We start from the raw sequence: 12,329 nt of genomic DNA on the forward strand, positions 1-12,329 counted from the left end.
TGGTGACATCGGGGTTCTGGTTCTGTCCATGTCTTGGCCGGGTCAAGTGAACAGCCATGAGGTGACCGCCCAGCCGGCATCGCTCAGTACCCACATGCGGTGGGACGACAGTGCTGCGACCGCGAAGAGGAAGCCGTCGCCGAAACCGCTGACCCGCATGCCGAGCGCCATGACCCGCCCCACCGCGATGGTGGCCACGAGCAACGTGGAGCAGTACGCCACCGCGACGAAGCCGAGCCCTTCCAGACGGTAGGCGTGGCCGAGCGCGGCTGCGACCGGGTCAGGCGCGGATGCGTTGGCGCCGGCCGGTCCGTTGTTTCGATTGATCAGGGAGCCGGAGTCAATGTCGGCGAGGTCGTTGTCGGGAGTGAGCACTTGCGAGGGGCGTACGGCCCGGGATGATGCGTTCAGTCTCTCGCCACGTGGCCCACACCTCCCGATTGGCCATGAACAACCCACGGTTTGGCCACAGTTGGCCTGCGGAATCCGACGAGGCAATCAGAACGTGGCGCAGCTTGTACCTGGAACGGTGTGCGGACACTTCACTGACAGAAGATGTCAGTGAACCTCCGGACAGTGGTGCCATGATCCTCAGTCACCACTCCCGCCGGGCCGAGCGGCTGCTCGTGCCCGCTGCCTTCGCCACCGCGCTCGGCAACAATGTCCAGCTCATCGTCGGTGCACTGCTCATGATCAGAGAGCAGCGGACCATGATGGCCGTCGGCTGGCTCTTCATCGCCGTGGCCGGGCCGCAGGCGCTGCTGTCGCCCTTCTTCGGGCGGCTGGCCGACCGCTTCGACCGGCGGACCCTGTGGATCGGCTGCGATGTCACCAGCGCGGCGCTGGCCCTCGCGCTGCCGCTGTGGCTGGCCTGCGGCGGCGCTCCGGGGCCCGGGATCTACGGCGCCAATCTGGCGCTCGCCGTGGTGGGGGCCCTGTTCTTCCCGGCAAGCTCCGCGCTGATCAAGGAACGGGTCCCGGCCGACCGGCTGCGACGGTTCAACGCCCGCTACGAGATGGGGACCCAGGCGGGGATGCTGCTGTCGGCCACGGTCGGCGGGCTGTGCGTGCAGGCGTTCGGTGCCGTGCCGCTGCTGGTGTTCAACGCCGGGACCTTCGTCGTCTCGGCGCTCTGCGTCGGCGCGGTGGGGCGCCGCCCGGACCGGGCGCCGACGGCCACCGCCGTCGGGGAGCCGGCGCCGGCGGCGGCTCCTCGCAAGCCGCTGCGGATGCGCCGCTTCATCCTGCTCTACGCCCAGGGGAGCGTGGTCGTCACGGTCTTCAACGCTCTGCTGCCCACCGCCGTCATCGGTGAACTCCAGCTGGGGGCGGCGACGTTCGGTGCGGTGGACGCTCTCGGATGCCTCGGTTTCCTGGCGGCCACCGGTGCGTACCGGATCGTCAGCAGGCGCAGTCCAGACCTTCGCATCGCCGTCGTGGGCTTTCTGCTCTGCAATGTCGGCCTGGTGCTGCAGAGCCAGTTCGGGATCGTCGGCTATCTCGTGGGGGTGCCGCTGGGCGCGTTCTTCTTCGGGCAGGCCCGGATCGCCTCCCGGACCATGCTGATGGCCTCGGCCGACGATGCCACTGTGGGCAGGGTCTTCGGGCTGGCGAACGGTGGCGGTCTTGCGGCCACCGTCGCGGTGATGTTCCTGGTCGCGACGGTCACCGACCACAGTGACACGCGCTACGGCTTCGGGGTCCTCGCCGCCCTTGCGCTGCTCGCGACCCTGTCCGCGGGACTGCTGCTGAGGTCGCCGGCCCCCGCCCGGCCTGATGCGTCCGCCAGCCGGTACCGGTCGAGCACGGCCGCCGCCGTCTCCGCGATCTGGCGGCGCAGCTCCTCGGGGGCGAGCACCTCGATGTCCGGCCCCAGTGACAGCAGTGTGGGCACCGCCAGCTCGACTGATTCCAGCGGCACCGTCGCCGTCACCCAGCCGTCTTCCTCCGGCGGCCCCGCCGAGGCCTCGACGGCGCGCACCAGCGCCGCGTCCAGGCGGTCCGGCAGCGCGGACAACAACGCCGGAGCAATCCGGACGGAGGCCTGAAGGCGCAGCCTGCGGGCGTCGTAGACGGTGAGGTAGTCCTGCCAGTGGGCGGCCAGGTCGAACCCCTCGGGGCGCTCGAAACCGACCTCCCCGACGTCCAGACGGAGGATCGAAGACACCCGGTACGTCCGCACCGCGCCGTCCACCGCCGCGACGAGGTACCAGACGCCCGCCTTGAGGACCAGGCCGTAGGGAGCGAGCTCGCGCTCGACCTCCTGCGGCTCGGCCCAGCGGCGGTAGCGCACCTGGATCCGCCGCTGGTTCCACACCGCGTCGGCGAGCGCCGCGAGAGTGGGTGGGGAGTCCTGTTCCCGGTACCAGCCGAGAGCGTCGAGGTGGAACCGCTCACGGACCCGGCCGGCCCGGTCCCGCAGCGGTGCGGGCAGCGCCGCGGTCAGTTTCAGCTGTGCCGCTGCCAGCACCTCCCCCAGCCCCAGGTCGTCCGCGGCGCCCGGCAGCCCGGCCAGAAACAGGGACTCGGCCTCGTCGGCGTGCAGCCCGGTGAGCCGGGTCCGGTAGCCGCCGAGCAGCTGGTATCCGCCGCCGTGCCCGCCGTCTCCGTAGACCGGAATGCCCGCGCCGCTCAGCGAGTCGATGTCCCGATAGACGGTCCGGACCGAGACACCCAGCTCCTCAGCGAGCTCACCAGCCGTCAGCCTGCCCCGGTTCTGCAGCAGGAGCAGGAGGGAGAGAAGCCGGGCCGCGCGCATGAACCAATCATTCCAGGCCCGGGCCCGGCTCGGGTTCGGGCACCTGAGTTCGCCCCGGCCGGTGCAGGCGCCTCGCGTGAACGACCAGCGCGTCGACGAGGTGACAGGCGAGCGCAAGCGGCCGGTTCGGCGCCTAGCCGATCGAGAAGGTGGTACCGGGCTCGGCATGGTCGACGGGGCCGCTGAACCGGGTCGAGGCGCGGGCCACCGCCTGCTGCGGAGTGAGGAAACGTCCGACGTGGGTGACGATCAACCGGTCCGCCCGGGCCGTGGTCGCCGTGGCGCCGGCGTCTTCGGGCGTGTGGTGCACCTGATCGCCCTCGGCCGGCGCCTGTGCGCTCTCGGCCTCGCACAGCAACACATCGCACCCGTCGGCCAGTTGTGTGAGGTTCGCGCACGGCGCGGTGTCCCCGGAGTAGACCAGCGATCGGCCTTCGGCCTCGATGCGTACGGCGAAGGCCGGGATGCCGTGCTCCACCGCACGGCTGGTCACAGTGAGCGCGCCGACGCGCGCGTGATGCCCGTCGTGCAGCTCATGGACGGCGAAGGCGGACTCGACCGGGCTGCGTGTCGAGCTGTTGGTCAGGAAGTGAGCCAGCCGGTCGGCGATGCCCGGCGGTCCGTACAGAGGGATGGGGGCGGCGAGCTGGATGTCCGCGAAGAGCGCCGCGTAGTAGGCGGTGAGGAGGTCCGCGCTGTGATCAGCGTGCAGGTGCGAGATCCAGATCGCGTCCACCTCGTCGAGCCGCACATGCCGCTGCAACTGCGCCAGCGTCCCGCTGCCCGCGTCCACCCAGACGCGAGTCCCGCCGCTGGACACCAGATAGCCGGAGCACGGATTGTCCACGCTCGCATAGGGCGTCGCGCACCCCAGGACGGTGAGGCGGGGGAGATCGCTGGTCATCCGGCGAGTCTATAGAACACATGATCCCAGGTATGGAGAGTCAGCCGAGCCGTGTCCTGGCCAGGGTGAGCGCGGCCTCCGTCGTGGGCACACCGGAGCGACGGGCATGCTCGATGACCGTTGCCACGCGCTCGCCGACCCGACGGACCCGGTGCTCCGCCCGAGCGTCGTCATGGCCGAGGAGCCGCTCCTCGAGGAAGATCAAGCCGCCCGCGTTGACGCAGAAGTCGGGCGCGTAGAGGATTCCGCGGGCCTCGAGCGCGGCGGCGTGCTCGGGGGCGGCGAGCACATTGTTCGCACCGCCCGCGATGACCCTGCAGCGCAGGTCCGGCAGTGTGCGGTCGTCGACGACGCCTCCGAGGGCACAGGGGGCGAGCACATCGCACTCGGCGACCGCCGCGGTCACGGGGTCGATGACGCGCGCTCCAACGCTTTGGGCGACGGCGTCGGCTCGTCGAGCGTCGGTGTCGGACACCAGCAACTCCGCGGACTCCGCAGCCAGAAGACGGGCGAGCGCGGCACCCACGTTGCCCGCGCCTTGCACGCACACCCGCACGCCCCGCAGACTCCCGTCGCCACCGGTGGCGCGCAGACACGCCCGTATCCCTTCCAGGACACCGAGGGCCGTCATGGGAGAAGGGTCGCCGTCGGCGCAGACCGGTGCGGCTTCGGTGCCGATCACCTTCAGGTCGGCCTGCGTGGTGCCGACGTCGTTGACGGGGATGAACCGCCCGCCGAGGGTGGCGATGAAGCGGCCGTGGGCACGCAGCAACGCCTCGGTCTTGTCGCGTGCCGGATCACCCATGATGACGCTCCAGCCGCCGCCGAGATCGAGGCCCGCCGCCGCGGCCTTGAGGGTCATGGCCTGCGCGAGGCGCAGCCCGTCTTCGAGGGCGGCGGTCTCGTCCTCGTACGGGTGCATGCGGACGCCGCCCAGCGCGGGGCCGAGCGTGGTGTCGTGGACGACGACGAGGGAACGCAGCCCGGTCTCGGCGTCGTGACTGAACAGAGCCTGCTCGAAGCCGCCGGACCGGAGCCGGTCGAAGATCGTGGAGGTCATCCATCCATCGTCGCAGCGGCCACTGACAACTCCGGTCGGGCCACGGCTCTGAGACGCCTTCGCGGCAGGTTCGGCCGGTGGCCGTACGGCCGTCAGGGGGATTTCTCGGCGACGAGCAGGGCGTAGCCTAGGTCGCCGTCGGCTACGGCGGTGCGGGCCGCCTCCAGGACGCCGGGCGCCGCGGCGAGGTCCACCCCGGCGTCCGCGAGTTTCGCCGCGGCGGTGATGCGCAGCAGGTTCAGGCGGGCCTCGATCTGGTCGATCATGCGGAGCATGGCCTGGTCGTGGCGTTCGGTGCGCAGGGTGCGCAGCCCGGCCGTGGCGAGGATCTCGGCGTACTCGGCGAGCGGGCGGGCATCCGCGATGCACGCGATCCGGGCGGCCGGCGTGGAGAGTTCGGGCGGGAGGCGGTCGGGGGCAGCGGTGACGTCGGTGATGCCGAGGCGTCCGCCGGGCCGCAGGACGCGGGCGAACTCGGCGGCGGCCCGCTCCTTGTCCGGGAAGGTGCACAGGGCGCATTCGCACACCACGGCGTCGAAGCCCCCGGCGTCGTAGGGAAGGTGCTCGGCGTCGCCGGTGGTGAAGACGGCCCGCTGCGCGAGACCGGCGGCCTGGGCGGCGCCTTGGGCCAGGGATGTGCTGGCCGCCGAGTAGTCCACTCCGTCCACGCGGGCGCCGTAGGCATCGGCCAGGAGCAGGGCGGTGGTGCCGCGCCCGGAGGCCACGTCCAGGACGCGGCTGTCCGACGTCAGCGCGAGCTGGTCGGCGAGGCGGCGGGTCAGGGCGGTGCCGCCGGGGTGGTAGGAGTCCCCGAGCAGCAGGCCGACGATGTCGGAGGAGTACGCGGCGGCGCAGCACGCCTTGAGGTCGTCCTCGGCGGTCATCACGAACCTCCTTGCGTACGTACGGTCTTGGAGCCGTACGGCGTCGGGGTCAGCTGGTCCCGAAGGGGCAGGGCGTTGGGCACCACGCCGTCGACCGGGACACCGGACATGGCGGAGCGGACCTGTTCGCGGTAGCCGACGGAGTTGTGGGCGCAGAACGGGATGAGCCGTCCGTCGGGGGTGATCTCCTCGACGCAGCACTTCATCAGCTGCTTGACGTTGAGGGTGTAGGGGTCCTGGAAGTCCTGCACCACGATCACGAACGTCTTGTCGTTCAACTCCCGTACGGCAGCAGGGAGATCGATGCCGCAGTCGTCCGCGCAGTCCAGCGCTTCGGCGGTCGCCCGGAGCTTCTCCTCGGTCGTCTCCGTACCCATGAAGGCGGAGGCGGACCACAGCTTCTCCAGGGCCTCGCGGATGCCGGTGTCGGGCAGGACGCGGTTGGTGACGTAATCGAGGTAGTCCTCGACCTGGAGCAGCCGGGGGATGGGGACCACGGTGCGGTTGCCCGGCTCACCGCCCACCAGGAGGTAGGTGACGGAGCGGCAGGTTGGCTGGAAGGCCACCGAGCGGACGGCCGGGTGGTCGAGGCCGTACTCGATGACGGCGCCCAACTCGTGCTCGTTCAGGCCGCGTTCGACGGCGGCGACCAGCGTGACGGTCAGCCCGGCCTCGGCACAGTGGTCCAGCGCGCGCTGCTTGAAGACGCGCAGGTCGCGCCCCCGGATCTCCAGATGGGTGCGCTCCTCGAAGCCGTCGAGCATGCGCTCGCACTGCTCGTGGGTGAGGGAGTAGCCGTCGCTCTGGTGCCCGGAGTCGGCGAAGCAGTAGACCAGCGCCTCGAACTGCCCGTGCTCGCGGCAGCGTTTACGGAGGAAGACCTTGTTCTCGCGGACGTTCACCTGAGCGTCGACGGGCGACTTGCACACCGGGCAGATGGACTTGGTGAACTCGACGAACACCTCGTCCCGGTCTGCTTCCTGCGGCTTCTTCCGCACTGTCATCGCGTCTCCATCGGGAGGTGAGAGGCCGGCGCCGCGGACCCGCGGTGCCGGGTGGCGCGCACAAGCAGCACCGCGTACAGGAGGGTCAGGGCGTCCTGTACGAGGACGATCCAGCTGAGCCGCTGGCGCAGATAGCGGCCGAAGCAGCCGCAGTTGGGGACGTCGAGTCCGCGTACGTACGCCTGCACGGCCAGCAGCGACCACACCAGCGACACCGCCGTGTACGCCACCACCGGCACCCACGCCCGTGACCGCGGCCGGGACACGAACCAGATGCCGCACACCAGCTCGCCCGCGATCAGCCCGACCGCGAGGACCCCTGCGGCAGCCCCGCTGACCAGCCCGTACGCGGCCAGGATGCCCGGCATGCGAGGCAGCGAGACCAGCTGGCCCACAGCCATCGCCGTATAGACCGTGCCCAGCACGATGCGCAACACCATGCTCGCGACGCTAGGCCCGCGCCCCGGCCCCGGACTGTAAGCGCGCTCACCGAGCACGAGGCAGACACGGGATCAGCGGAGCCGGGCGCGCCGCTCGGCCCCGCCCGCGGCCTCTTCGGTGAGCACGAAGGACTCCGCCACCCGCGGCACGGGGCCGCGCACCAGGCGGAAGTCGACGCGCTCGGGCCGGGTGAACCGCACCGTCTCGACGGTGACGGCCTTCAACGACCCACGCAGCGGCGTGACGTGCGCGGCCAGCACCATGTCACCGCCCCGCTCCAGGACCTGTACCTTCTCGCGCACGGCCCGTGTCGCCCGGCCCAGATACGGCTCGGCCACGACATCGAAGACGGTCTCGCGCGGGGCAGCGATGCGTACCGTCCGCGGGCCGAGACGGCGCGTGCGCCTGCCCACGCCCAGATCCAGCGGCAGCGCTCCCGTCACCAGCCCCACGTACACGCCCCCGCAGGCTGCGGCTGCCGACGCCGCGCCGACGACGATCCGAGTCGCCGCCCTCACGATGTTTCCTTCGCTTCCTTCGCTTCCTTCTCGCCCTCGACCACGACGCCCTGCCCGAACGCGACGTGATTCTTGATCCGCCGGGCCAGCGGGGTGGGGTGCGGGTAGTACCAGGCCGCGTTCGGGCTGGCCTGGTCGCCGGCTCGTACGGTGTAGTAGCGGGCGATGCCCTTCCACGGGCACAGCGACCAGGTCCGGCTCTTCTCCAGGTACTCCCGGTGCACGGACTCCGGCGGGAAGTAGTGGTTGCCTTCGACGACCTTGGTGCGCGGGGCCTCCGCGATCACCGTGCCGTTCCACACTGCGCGCAGCACGACCTGCCTCCTTACGAGGGTGCTCTCATGGCGACGCTAGAACGCTGCCGGGCCGTCGTCGGTGAGCGCGCTTACAGTTCCGCGCCCGCGTCACCTCGTACGGTCAAGGAGTACGCAGACCTCTGCGGCGGCAAGGAGGAGCGCCATGGACCGCAGCGAGAGGAACGCCATGGAACTGATCGTGCTCGCCGTGCCGGACTGCCCGAACGCCGCTCTGCTCAAAGACCGCCTGGAGCAGATCGAGCCCGGCCTCGGCGCCCGGGCCCCCGTACACGAGATCACCGACGAGGCGGAAGCCGCCGCGCACGGCATGCACGGCTCCCCCACCCTGCTCGTCGACGGCGTCGACCCCTTCGCCCTGCCGGGTACCCCGACCGGTTTCGCGTGCCGCATCTACCGCGACGAACAGGGCCGCCCCGACGGCGCACCGAGCACCGACCGGCTCCGACGGGTACTGCAGGACACCTGAAAGAGCGAGGATCGCCACGGATCGATCAAGGACGATGCCGGGTAGTTGGCCAACATCGACGGCCGCCGTTCGGAGGCGGGTGCCCGTGCGGCGCTCAGGCCAGGAACTGCGTCAGCAGACGGTTGAGCTCGGCGGGCCGCTCGGTGGGAATGGAGTGGTGGGAGGCGCCCGGCAGGATGACAACGCCTTCCTCGGGAAGGAGGCCGCGGGCCGCGGCCGCCACCCGCTGCGCGTCGTGGGCCCGGCTGCGTTCGGCCAGGAGCACCAGGGTCGGAACGGTGCAGGCCCGCACATCCTCCGGCCGGGGGCGGCGCATGGCGATGACCTTGGACCGCACCGCTGTCGTGGTGCTGTCGAGGAATTCCTGCCACGCGGGGTCTTCGGGGGTCCGACCGGTCTCCCACAAGTGGAAGGCCCGCTGTCGCGCGACGGTGGGCCTCAGGAGCGTGGGAAGCGCACGCAGCAGATAGCGCACGCTCAGCCCGGCGAAACAGTTGGTGGGGTCGAGAAGGGCCAGTCGGCTGACGCGGCGGGGCGCGTGCAGCGCGTAGTTGAGCGCGATCGCGGCCCCGTAGGAGTGGCCGCACAACCGCGTCTCCGCCAGGTCGAGGCCCTCCAGAACCGCATCCAGCCACGCCATCAGATCCCCGGTGCCACGCAGCGGCGCCCCGTCGTGGACGCTGCGGCCGATGTCGCCCATCAGATCGACCGCGTACACCCGGTGGTCACGGCAGAGGTCCTTGACGTTGGCGAACCACACCATGGAGGTGGTTCCGCCTCCGGGCAGCAGCACGAGCGGGGCGCCGCCTTCCGGGCCGCAGACGTGGACCCGCGTGCTGCCGTACGGCGACGGCACCTCGATGCCGGTGACGTCAACGGGCCAGCGTCGCAGCATGGCGTCGTACGCCGCGAAGAAGGTCGCCTGGTCGCCGGTGTTGCCCCGCCCCATGTCCTGCCCCCTGATGCCGTACCGCTGCTGTCGCTGTCGTGGCCGCTCGCACGAAACCTCGCTCAGCAATTATATCGATGAGTGAGATAATAGCGGCGGACGACAAAGGCAGACGCGAGACAAAGACAGACTCGGGACGAAGATAGACGAGGAAGGCGAGCAACGTGAGCGATCCACCCCCGACGCCGGACGAGCAGGACCCCGGTCTGCAGCTGGTGCACCTCCTACGAGCCGTCACGGTCGAACTCGACTTGTTCGGCGCCGAGTTCGCCGCCCGCAACGGGCTGCATCCCACGGACGTACGCGCGTTGATCAGCCTCCTCGACGCCACCCGTTCGGACACCACGGCCACCCCGGGATGGCTGGGCGCGCAATTGGGGCTCAACTCGGCGGCCGTGACGGCTCTCGTCGACCGGCTCGAGTGGATGGGGCTCGTACGCCGTGAGCGTGACACCCGCGACCGGCGCCGGGTGCTGTTGGCCGTCGAGGACAAGGCCGTCGCCTTGGGCTGGTCGTTCTTCGGGCCGCTGATCAACGAGATGGTCGCCGCGATGCACTCCTTCGACGAGCAGGACCTGGCCGTGGTGCAGCGCTTCCTGCTGGCCATGCGCCACGTCACCGCCGCTGGACGACGAACCCAACGGGACGACTCCGCTGGACAATGAACACACGTCCGCCGAGCCTCGCCGGTTCGGCGCATCCCGGCCCTGGGCCTGCGGTGCGCGGCATCGCCCGGCTGCACAGCCTCGCCCTCATGGGCCAACCCCCGCCCCGGACGGGCTCAGCGAGGTCCGAGGGAGGCGGCTCCCCGCCTCGCCGGCTCGGAGGGTGCTCGATGCTCAGTCGATACAGAACTCGTTGCCCTCGATGTCCAGCATCGGGATGCACGCATCATTGCCGTCATACAGCGTTCGCACGTGTACGGCGCCGAGCGGGATCAGCCGTGCGCATTCGGCCTCAAGTGCGGCGAGGCGCTCTTCGCCCACGAGTCCGGTGCCGACCCGCACATCGAGATGCACCCGGTTCTTGGCGGCCTTCCCTTCGGGGACGCGCTGGAAGTACAGCCGCGGGCCCACACCTGAGGGATCTATGCAGGCGAACCATGAATCCCGCTGCTCAGGTGGCTGCGAACGCTTGAAATCGTCCCAAGTGGCAAACCCCTCCGGTGGCGGCGGTACGACGTACCCCAACACCTCGCACCAAAAGCGAGCGAGACGCCCAGGTTCCGCGCAGTCGAAGGTGACTTGGAACTGCTTGATCGATGACATCGGCGCACCCTAACAGGGGGACTCTGTTGCTCATTGTTGCTCATTCGCCTTCCCCGCCGACACGGGGCGGGTGTTCCAGGAGCTGCCCGCGGCCGTCGCCGCGCTGTTCGGCGGGCGTCGTCATGACGATGCGGTTCGCCCTCATCGAGCTGGACAAGGCGCTTCACAAGGACTGTGCGAGTGGCTTCGGGATCCGGCCGCCCGAGCGGGCCTTGAGGTCCTGCATGCGTGTGAGGCGCAGTACGAAGACGATGGCGTCGACGAGCGGGTGCGAGGCGCGGGACACCGTCGCGTCCAGGGTCACGGTGACCGCCCGCGTCCCTCCCCAGGGCGCACAGCGGCCACCGGACCGTATCAGCGCGTTTCACGAACTCGCCCCAGAAGAAGGCGGGCTGGGGCTGCGCTCCCCGACTTCACGCCGGCGAGGCCTCATCCGCAGGTGAACGGGAGACTGCTACGACAGTGAACCTAGTCGGCGCGCCGGAAGCGGAAGGGCTTCCCACTCTGCCGGCCCGTGGGAGTGGCCTCCAAGGTGTCCCCGTCGACCACGACCTCCAGACTCACCGGGACGCTGACCGTGATGCACGCAGAGCTGAACGCGATGCGGTACTCGGCGCCGTCGCCCTCGTCCTCGTCCTTGGCCGTCACCTTCGCGTCCCCGCACAGGCTCGTCGGCGAGGTGCCGAGTACGGCCTTGCCGCTCTTGTCGACGCGGATCATTGCCCGGTCCGCGAAGTCGGAGAACCCCGGCGGCTGCGGCCCGTCCGCGACCCACTCCCCGGTGATCGGCTCCGTCTCCTCGGAACACCCGACGAGCAGCAGTCCGACGGCGAGGGCGGTCACAGCGGGCGTTCGACGCATGCGGGGCTCCCCGTGACGGACGGCAGGCTGGGCCGCATTCAAGCAGACGCGGTGCGAGGCGCGTCAGCCCGCCGGCAGGCTGTCCGGTCGCCGGTTACCGGGACGCTCCGGCCCGCGCAGCCTCACATCCGGGATCTCAGCACGTCGACCTCGCAGCCCGGCGCGAACGGGTCGAAGCCGTGCTCGACCAGCCAGCGAACGCCCAGCAGGCTTCGCAACGACCACCACGCGCGGATCACCTCGACGTCGACATCGGTGCCATAGCCGGCGATGACGTCGCCGAGGCGCTTCTCGTGTCCGAGCGTCAAGGTGGCGAGGTCGAACAAGGCATCTCCCCGGCCCGCCTCCGACCAGTCGATGATGCCGGTGACCTCGTCGCCGTCGACAAAGACGTGGTCGACCTGCAGGTCGCCGTGCGCGAACACCGGAGTCCACGGCCGCAGCGCGGCCTCGGCGACCTGGCGGTTGCGGGTGACCAGGTCGGCGGGCAGGATGCCGTTCGCCACGAGCAACTCGCACTCGCCGTCGAGTTCCGCCGCCAATTCGCCGGGACTCCGGCGGCGCCGGCCGGGCCAGGGCGGCAACGGCGCGTCGTGCAGCTTCCGGACGGCGGCACCCGCCGCGGCCCACGCCGCCTGCGACGCGGTCGACGGCTCGCCGAGGCGGCCGAGCGCCGTCCCCGGGACCGCGGCGATCGCGAGCACGGGCGGCTTGCGCCACAGGACCTTCGGGGTCGGGACCGGCACCAGGGCCATCGCCTCGACCTCGGCGTCGATGCGCGCCTGATCGGCGTCCACCTTCAAGAACACGTCGCCCACGTGCAGGGTCGCGCGCTCGGAATGGGCGACGACGACTTTGACCTCATCCATGGGCGACCAGTATCCCGGGGATGATCGTCG

16 protein-coding genes and 1 pseudogene are annotated in these 12,329 nt (G+C 70.6%); 3 read left to right on the top strand and 14 right to left on the bottom strand.

Annotation, left to right across the window (positions count from 1 at the left end):
- Positions 1 to 42 precede the first annotated feature (42 nt).
- Complete coding sequence (locus tag AC0KTA_RS04415; protein ID WP_481053763.1) at positions 43 to 375, bottom strand: hypothetical protein; 333 nt, start codon at positions 373 to 375, stop codon at positions 43 to 45.
- Positions 376 to 584: 209 nt separating this feature from the next.
- Between AC0KTA_RS04415 and AC0KTA_RS04420 the strand changes: the two are divergent.
- Positions 585 to 1,604, top strand: a pseudogene (locus tag AC0KTA_RS04420) (MFS transporter); the annotation flags it as partial.
- Positions 1,605 to 1,687: 83 nt separating this feature from the next.
- Here the strand turns inward: AC0KTA_RS04420 and AC0KTA_RS04425 are convergent.
- From AC0KTA_RS04425 to AC0KTA_RS04460, 8 genes are all read right to left on the bottom strand, one after another.
- Positions 1,688 to 2,758: a helix-turn-helix transcriptional regulator gene (locus tag AC0KTA_RS04425; RefSeq protein ID WP_481053764.1), complete on the bottom strand. Its 1,071-nt coding sequence runs from the start codon at positions 2,756 to 2,758 to the stop codon at positions 1,688 to 1,690.
- Positions 2,759 to 2,891: 133 nt separating this feature from the next.
- Positions 2,892 to 3,662: an MBL fold metallo-hydrolase gene (locus tag AC0KTA_RS04430; RefSeq protein ID WP_481053765.1), complete on the bottom strand. Its 771-nt coding sequence runs from the start codon at positions 3,660 to 3,662 to the stop codon at positions 2,892 to 2,894.
- Between the two features lie 40 nt (positions 3,663 to 3,702).
- Entirely contained in the window at positions 3,703 to 4,722 is a 1,020-nt protein-coding gene (locus AC0KTA_RS04435; RefSeq protein WP_481053766.1) for a Leu/Phe/Val dehydrogenase, read from the bottom strand.
- A gap of 92 nt (positions 4,723 to 4,814) precedes the next feature.
- A complete protein-coding gene (locus AC0KTA_RS04440; RefSeq protein WP_481053767.1) occupies positions 4,815 to 5,606 on the bottom strand; it encodes a class I SAM-dependent methyltransferase in 792 nt (263 codons plus the stop codon).
- Entirely contained in the window at positions 5,606 to 6,610 is a 1,005-nt protein-coding gene (locus AC0KTA_RS04445; protein ID WP_481053768.1) for a hypothetical protein, read from the bottom strand. The genes AC0KTA_RS04440 and AC0KTA_RS04445 overlap by 1 nt, the downstream gene beginning before the upstream one ends.
- A complete protein-coding gene (locus tag AC0KTA_RS04450; RefSeq protein ID WP_481053769.1) occupies positions 6,607 to 7,050 on the bottom strand; it encodes a MauE/DoxX family redox-associated membrane protein in 444 nt (147 codons plus the stop codon). Before AC0KTA_RS04450 ends, AC0KTA_RS04445 begins: the two co-directional genes overlap by 4 nt.
- Before the next feature lie 72 nt (positions 7,051 to 7,122).
- On the bottom strand, positions 7,123 to 7,569 hold the full coding sequence (locus AC0KTA_RS04455) for a hypothetical protein (RefSeq protein WP_481053770.1): 447 nt from the start codon (positions 7,567 to 7,569) through the stop codon (positions 7,123 to 7,125).
- Positions 7,566 to 7,883 carry a DUF427 domain-containing protein gene (locus AC0KTA_RS04460; RefSeq protein WP_481053771.1) on the bottom strand — a complete coding sequence of 106 codons (318 nt, stop codon included), beginning with the start codon at positions 7,881 to 7,883 and terminating at the stop codon, positions 7,566 to 7,568. The genes AC0KTA_RS04455 and AC0KTA_RS04460 overlap by 4 nt, the downstream gene beginning before the upstream one ends.
- 145 nt (positions 7,884 to 8,028) lie before the next feature.
- On the opposite strand from AC0KTA_RS04460, the gene AC0KTA_RS04465 reads away from it, so the two are divergent.
- Positions 8,029 to 8,352, top strand: coding sequence for a hypothetical protein (locus AC0KTA_RS04465; RefSeq protein ID WP_481053772.1), 324 nt, complete (start codon positions 8,029 to 8,031; stop codon positions 8,350 to 8,352).
- Positions 8,353 to 8,446: 94 nt separating this feature from the next.
- Here AC0KTA_RS04465 and AC0KTA_RS04470 read toward each other — a convergent pair whose 3' ends face one another.
- Positions 8,447 to 9,301: an alpha/beta fold hydrolase gene (locus AC0KTA_RS04470; protein WP_481053773.1), complete on the bottom strand. Its 855-nt coding sequence runs from the start codon at positions 9,299 to 9,301 to the stop codon at positions 8,447 to 8,449.
- A 164-nt stretch (positions 9,302 to 9,465) separates the two neighbouring features.
- On the opposite strand from AC0KTA_RS04470, the gene AC0KTA_RS04475 reads away from it, so the two are divergent.
- A complete protein-coding gene (locus AC0KTA_RS04475; RefSeq protein ID WP_481053774.1) occupies positions 9,466 to 9,966 on the top strand; it encodes a MarR family transcriptional regulator in 501 nt (166 codons plus the stop codon).
- A 174-nt stretch (positions 9,967 to 10,140) separates the two neighbouring features.
- On the opposite strand, the gene AC0KTA_RS04480 is transcribed toward AC0KTA_RS04475, so the two are convergent.
- From AC0KTA_RS04480 to AC0KTA_RS04495, 4 genes are all read right to left on the bottom strand, one after another.
- Positions 10,141 to 10,569, bottom strand: a complete 429-nt coding sequence (locus tag AC0KTA_RS04480; protein ID WP_481053775.1) for a VOC family protein — start codon at positions 10,567 to 10,569, stop codon at positions 10,141 to 10,143.
- Positions 10,570 to 10,732: 163 nt separating this feature from the next.
- A complete protein-coding gene (locus tag AC0KTA_RS04485; RefSeq protein WP_481053776.1) occupies positions 10,733 to 10,873 on the bottom strand; it encodes a hypothetical protein in 141 nt (46 codons plus the stop codon).
- A gap of 164 nt (positions 10,874 to 11,037) precedes the next feature.
- Complete coding sequence (locus tag AC0KTA_RS04490) at positions 11,038 to 11,430, bottom strand: hypothetical protein (RefSeq protein WP_481053777.1); 393 nt, start codon at positions 11,428 to 11,430, stop codon at positions 11,038 to 11,040.
- Positions 11,431 to 11,552: 122 nt separating this feature from the next.
- A complete protein-coding gene (locus AC0KTA_RS04495; RefSeq protein WP_481053778.1) occupies positions 11,553 to 12,299 on the bottom strand; it encodes a phosphotransferase family protein in 747 nt (248 codons plus the stop codon).
- Positions 12,300 to 12,329 lie beyond the last annotated feature (30 nt).

The organism is Streptomyces sp. Y309 (assembly GCF_056712025.1).

What these genes read in the sequence shown, in the direction of transcription:
- AC0KTA_RS04465 (WP_481053772.1), top strand. Translation starts at nt 8,029, where the DNA reads ATGGACCGCAGCGAGAGGAACGCCATGGAACTGATCGTGCTCGCCGTG.
- AC0KTA_RS04480 (WP_481053775.1), bottom strand. Translation starts at nt 10,569, where the DNA reads ATGTCATCGATCAAGCAGTTCCAAGTCACCTTCGACTGCGCGGAACCT.
- AC0KTA_RS04470 (WP_481053773.1), bottom strand. Translation starts at nt 9,301, where the DNA reads ATGGGGCGGGGCAACACCGGCGACCAGGCGACCTTCTTCGCGGCGTAC.
- AC0KTA_RS04490 (WP_481053777.1), bottom strand. Translation starts at nt 11,430, where the DNA reads ATGCGTCGAACGCCCGCTGTGACCGCCCTCGCCGTCGGACTGCTGCTC.
- AC0KTA_RS04450 (WP_481053769.1), bottom strand. Translation starts at nt 7,050, where the DNA reads ATGGTGTTGCGCATCGTGCTGGGCACGGTCTATACGGCGATGGCTGTG.
- AC0KTA_RS04440 (WP_481053767.1), bottom strand. Translation starts at nt 5,606, where the DNA reads ATGACCGCCGAGGACGACCTCAAGGCGTGCTGCGCCGCCGCGTACTCC.
- AC0KTA_RS04430 (WP_481053765.1), bottom strand. Translation starts at nt 3,662, where the DNA reads ATGACCAGCGATCTCCCCCGCCTCACCGTCCTGGGGTGCGCGACGCCC.
- AC0KTA_RS04445 (WP_481053768.1), bottom strand. Translation starts at nt 6,610, where the DNA reads ATGACAGTGCGGAAGAAGCCGCAGGAAGCAGACCGGGACGAGGTGTTC.
- AC0KTA_RS04425 (WP_481053764.1), bottom strand. Translation starts at nt 2,758, where the DNA reads ATGCGCGCGGCCCGGCTTCTCTCCCTCCTGCTCCTGCTGCAGAACCGG.
- AC0KTA_RS04495 (WP_481053778.1), bottom strand. Translation starts at nt 12,299, where the DNA reads ATGGATGAGGTCAAAGTCGTCGTCGCCCATTCCGAGCGCGCGACCCTG.
- AC0KTA_RS04435 (WP_481053766.1), bottom strand. Translation starts at nt 4,722, where the DNA reads ATGACCTCCACGATCTTCGACCGGCTCCGGTCCGGCGGCTTCGAGCAG.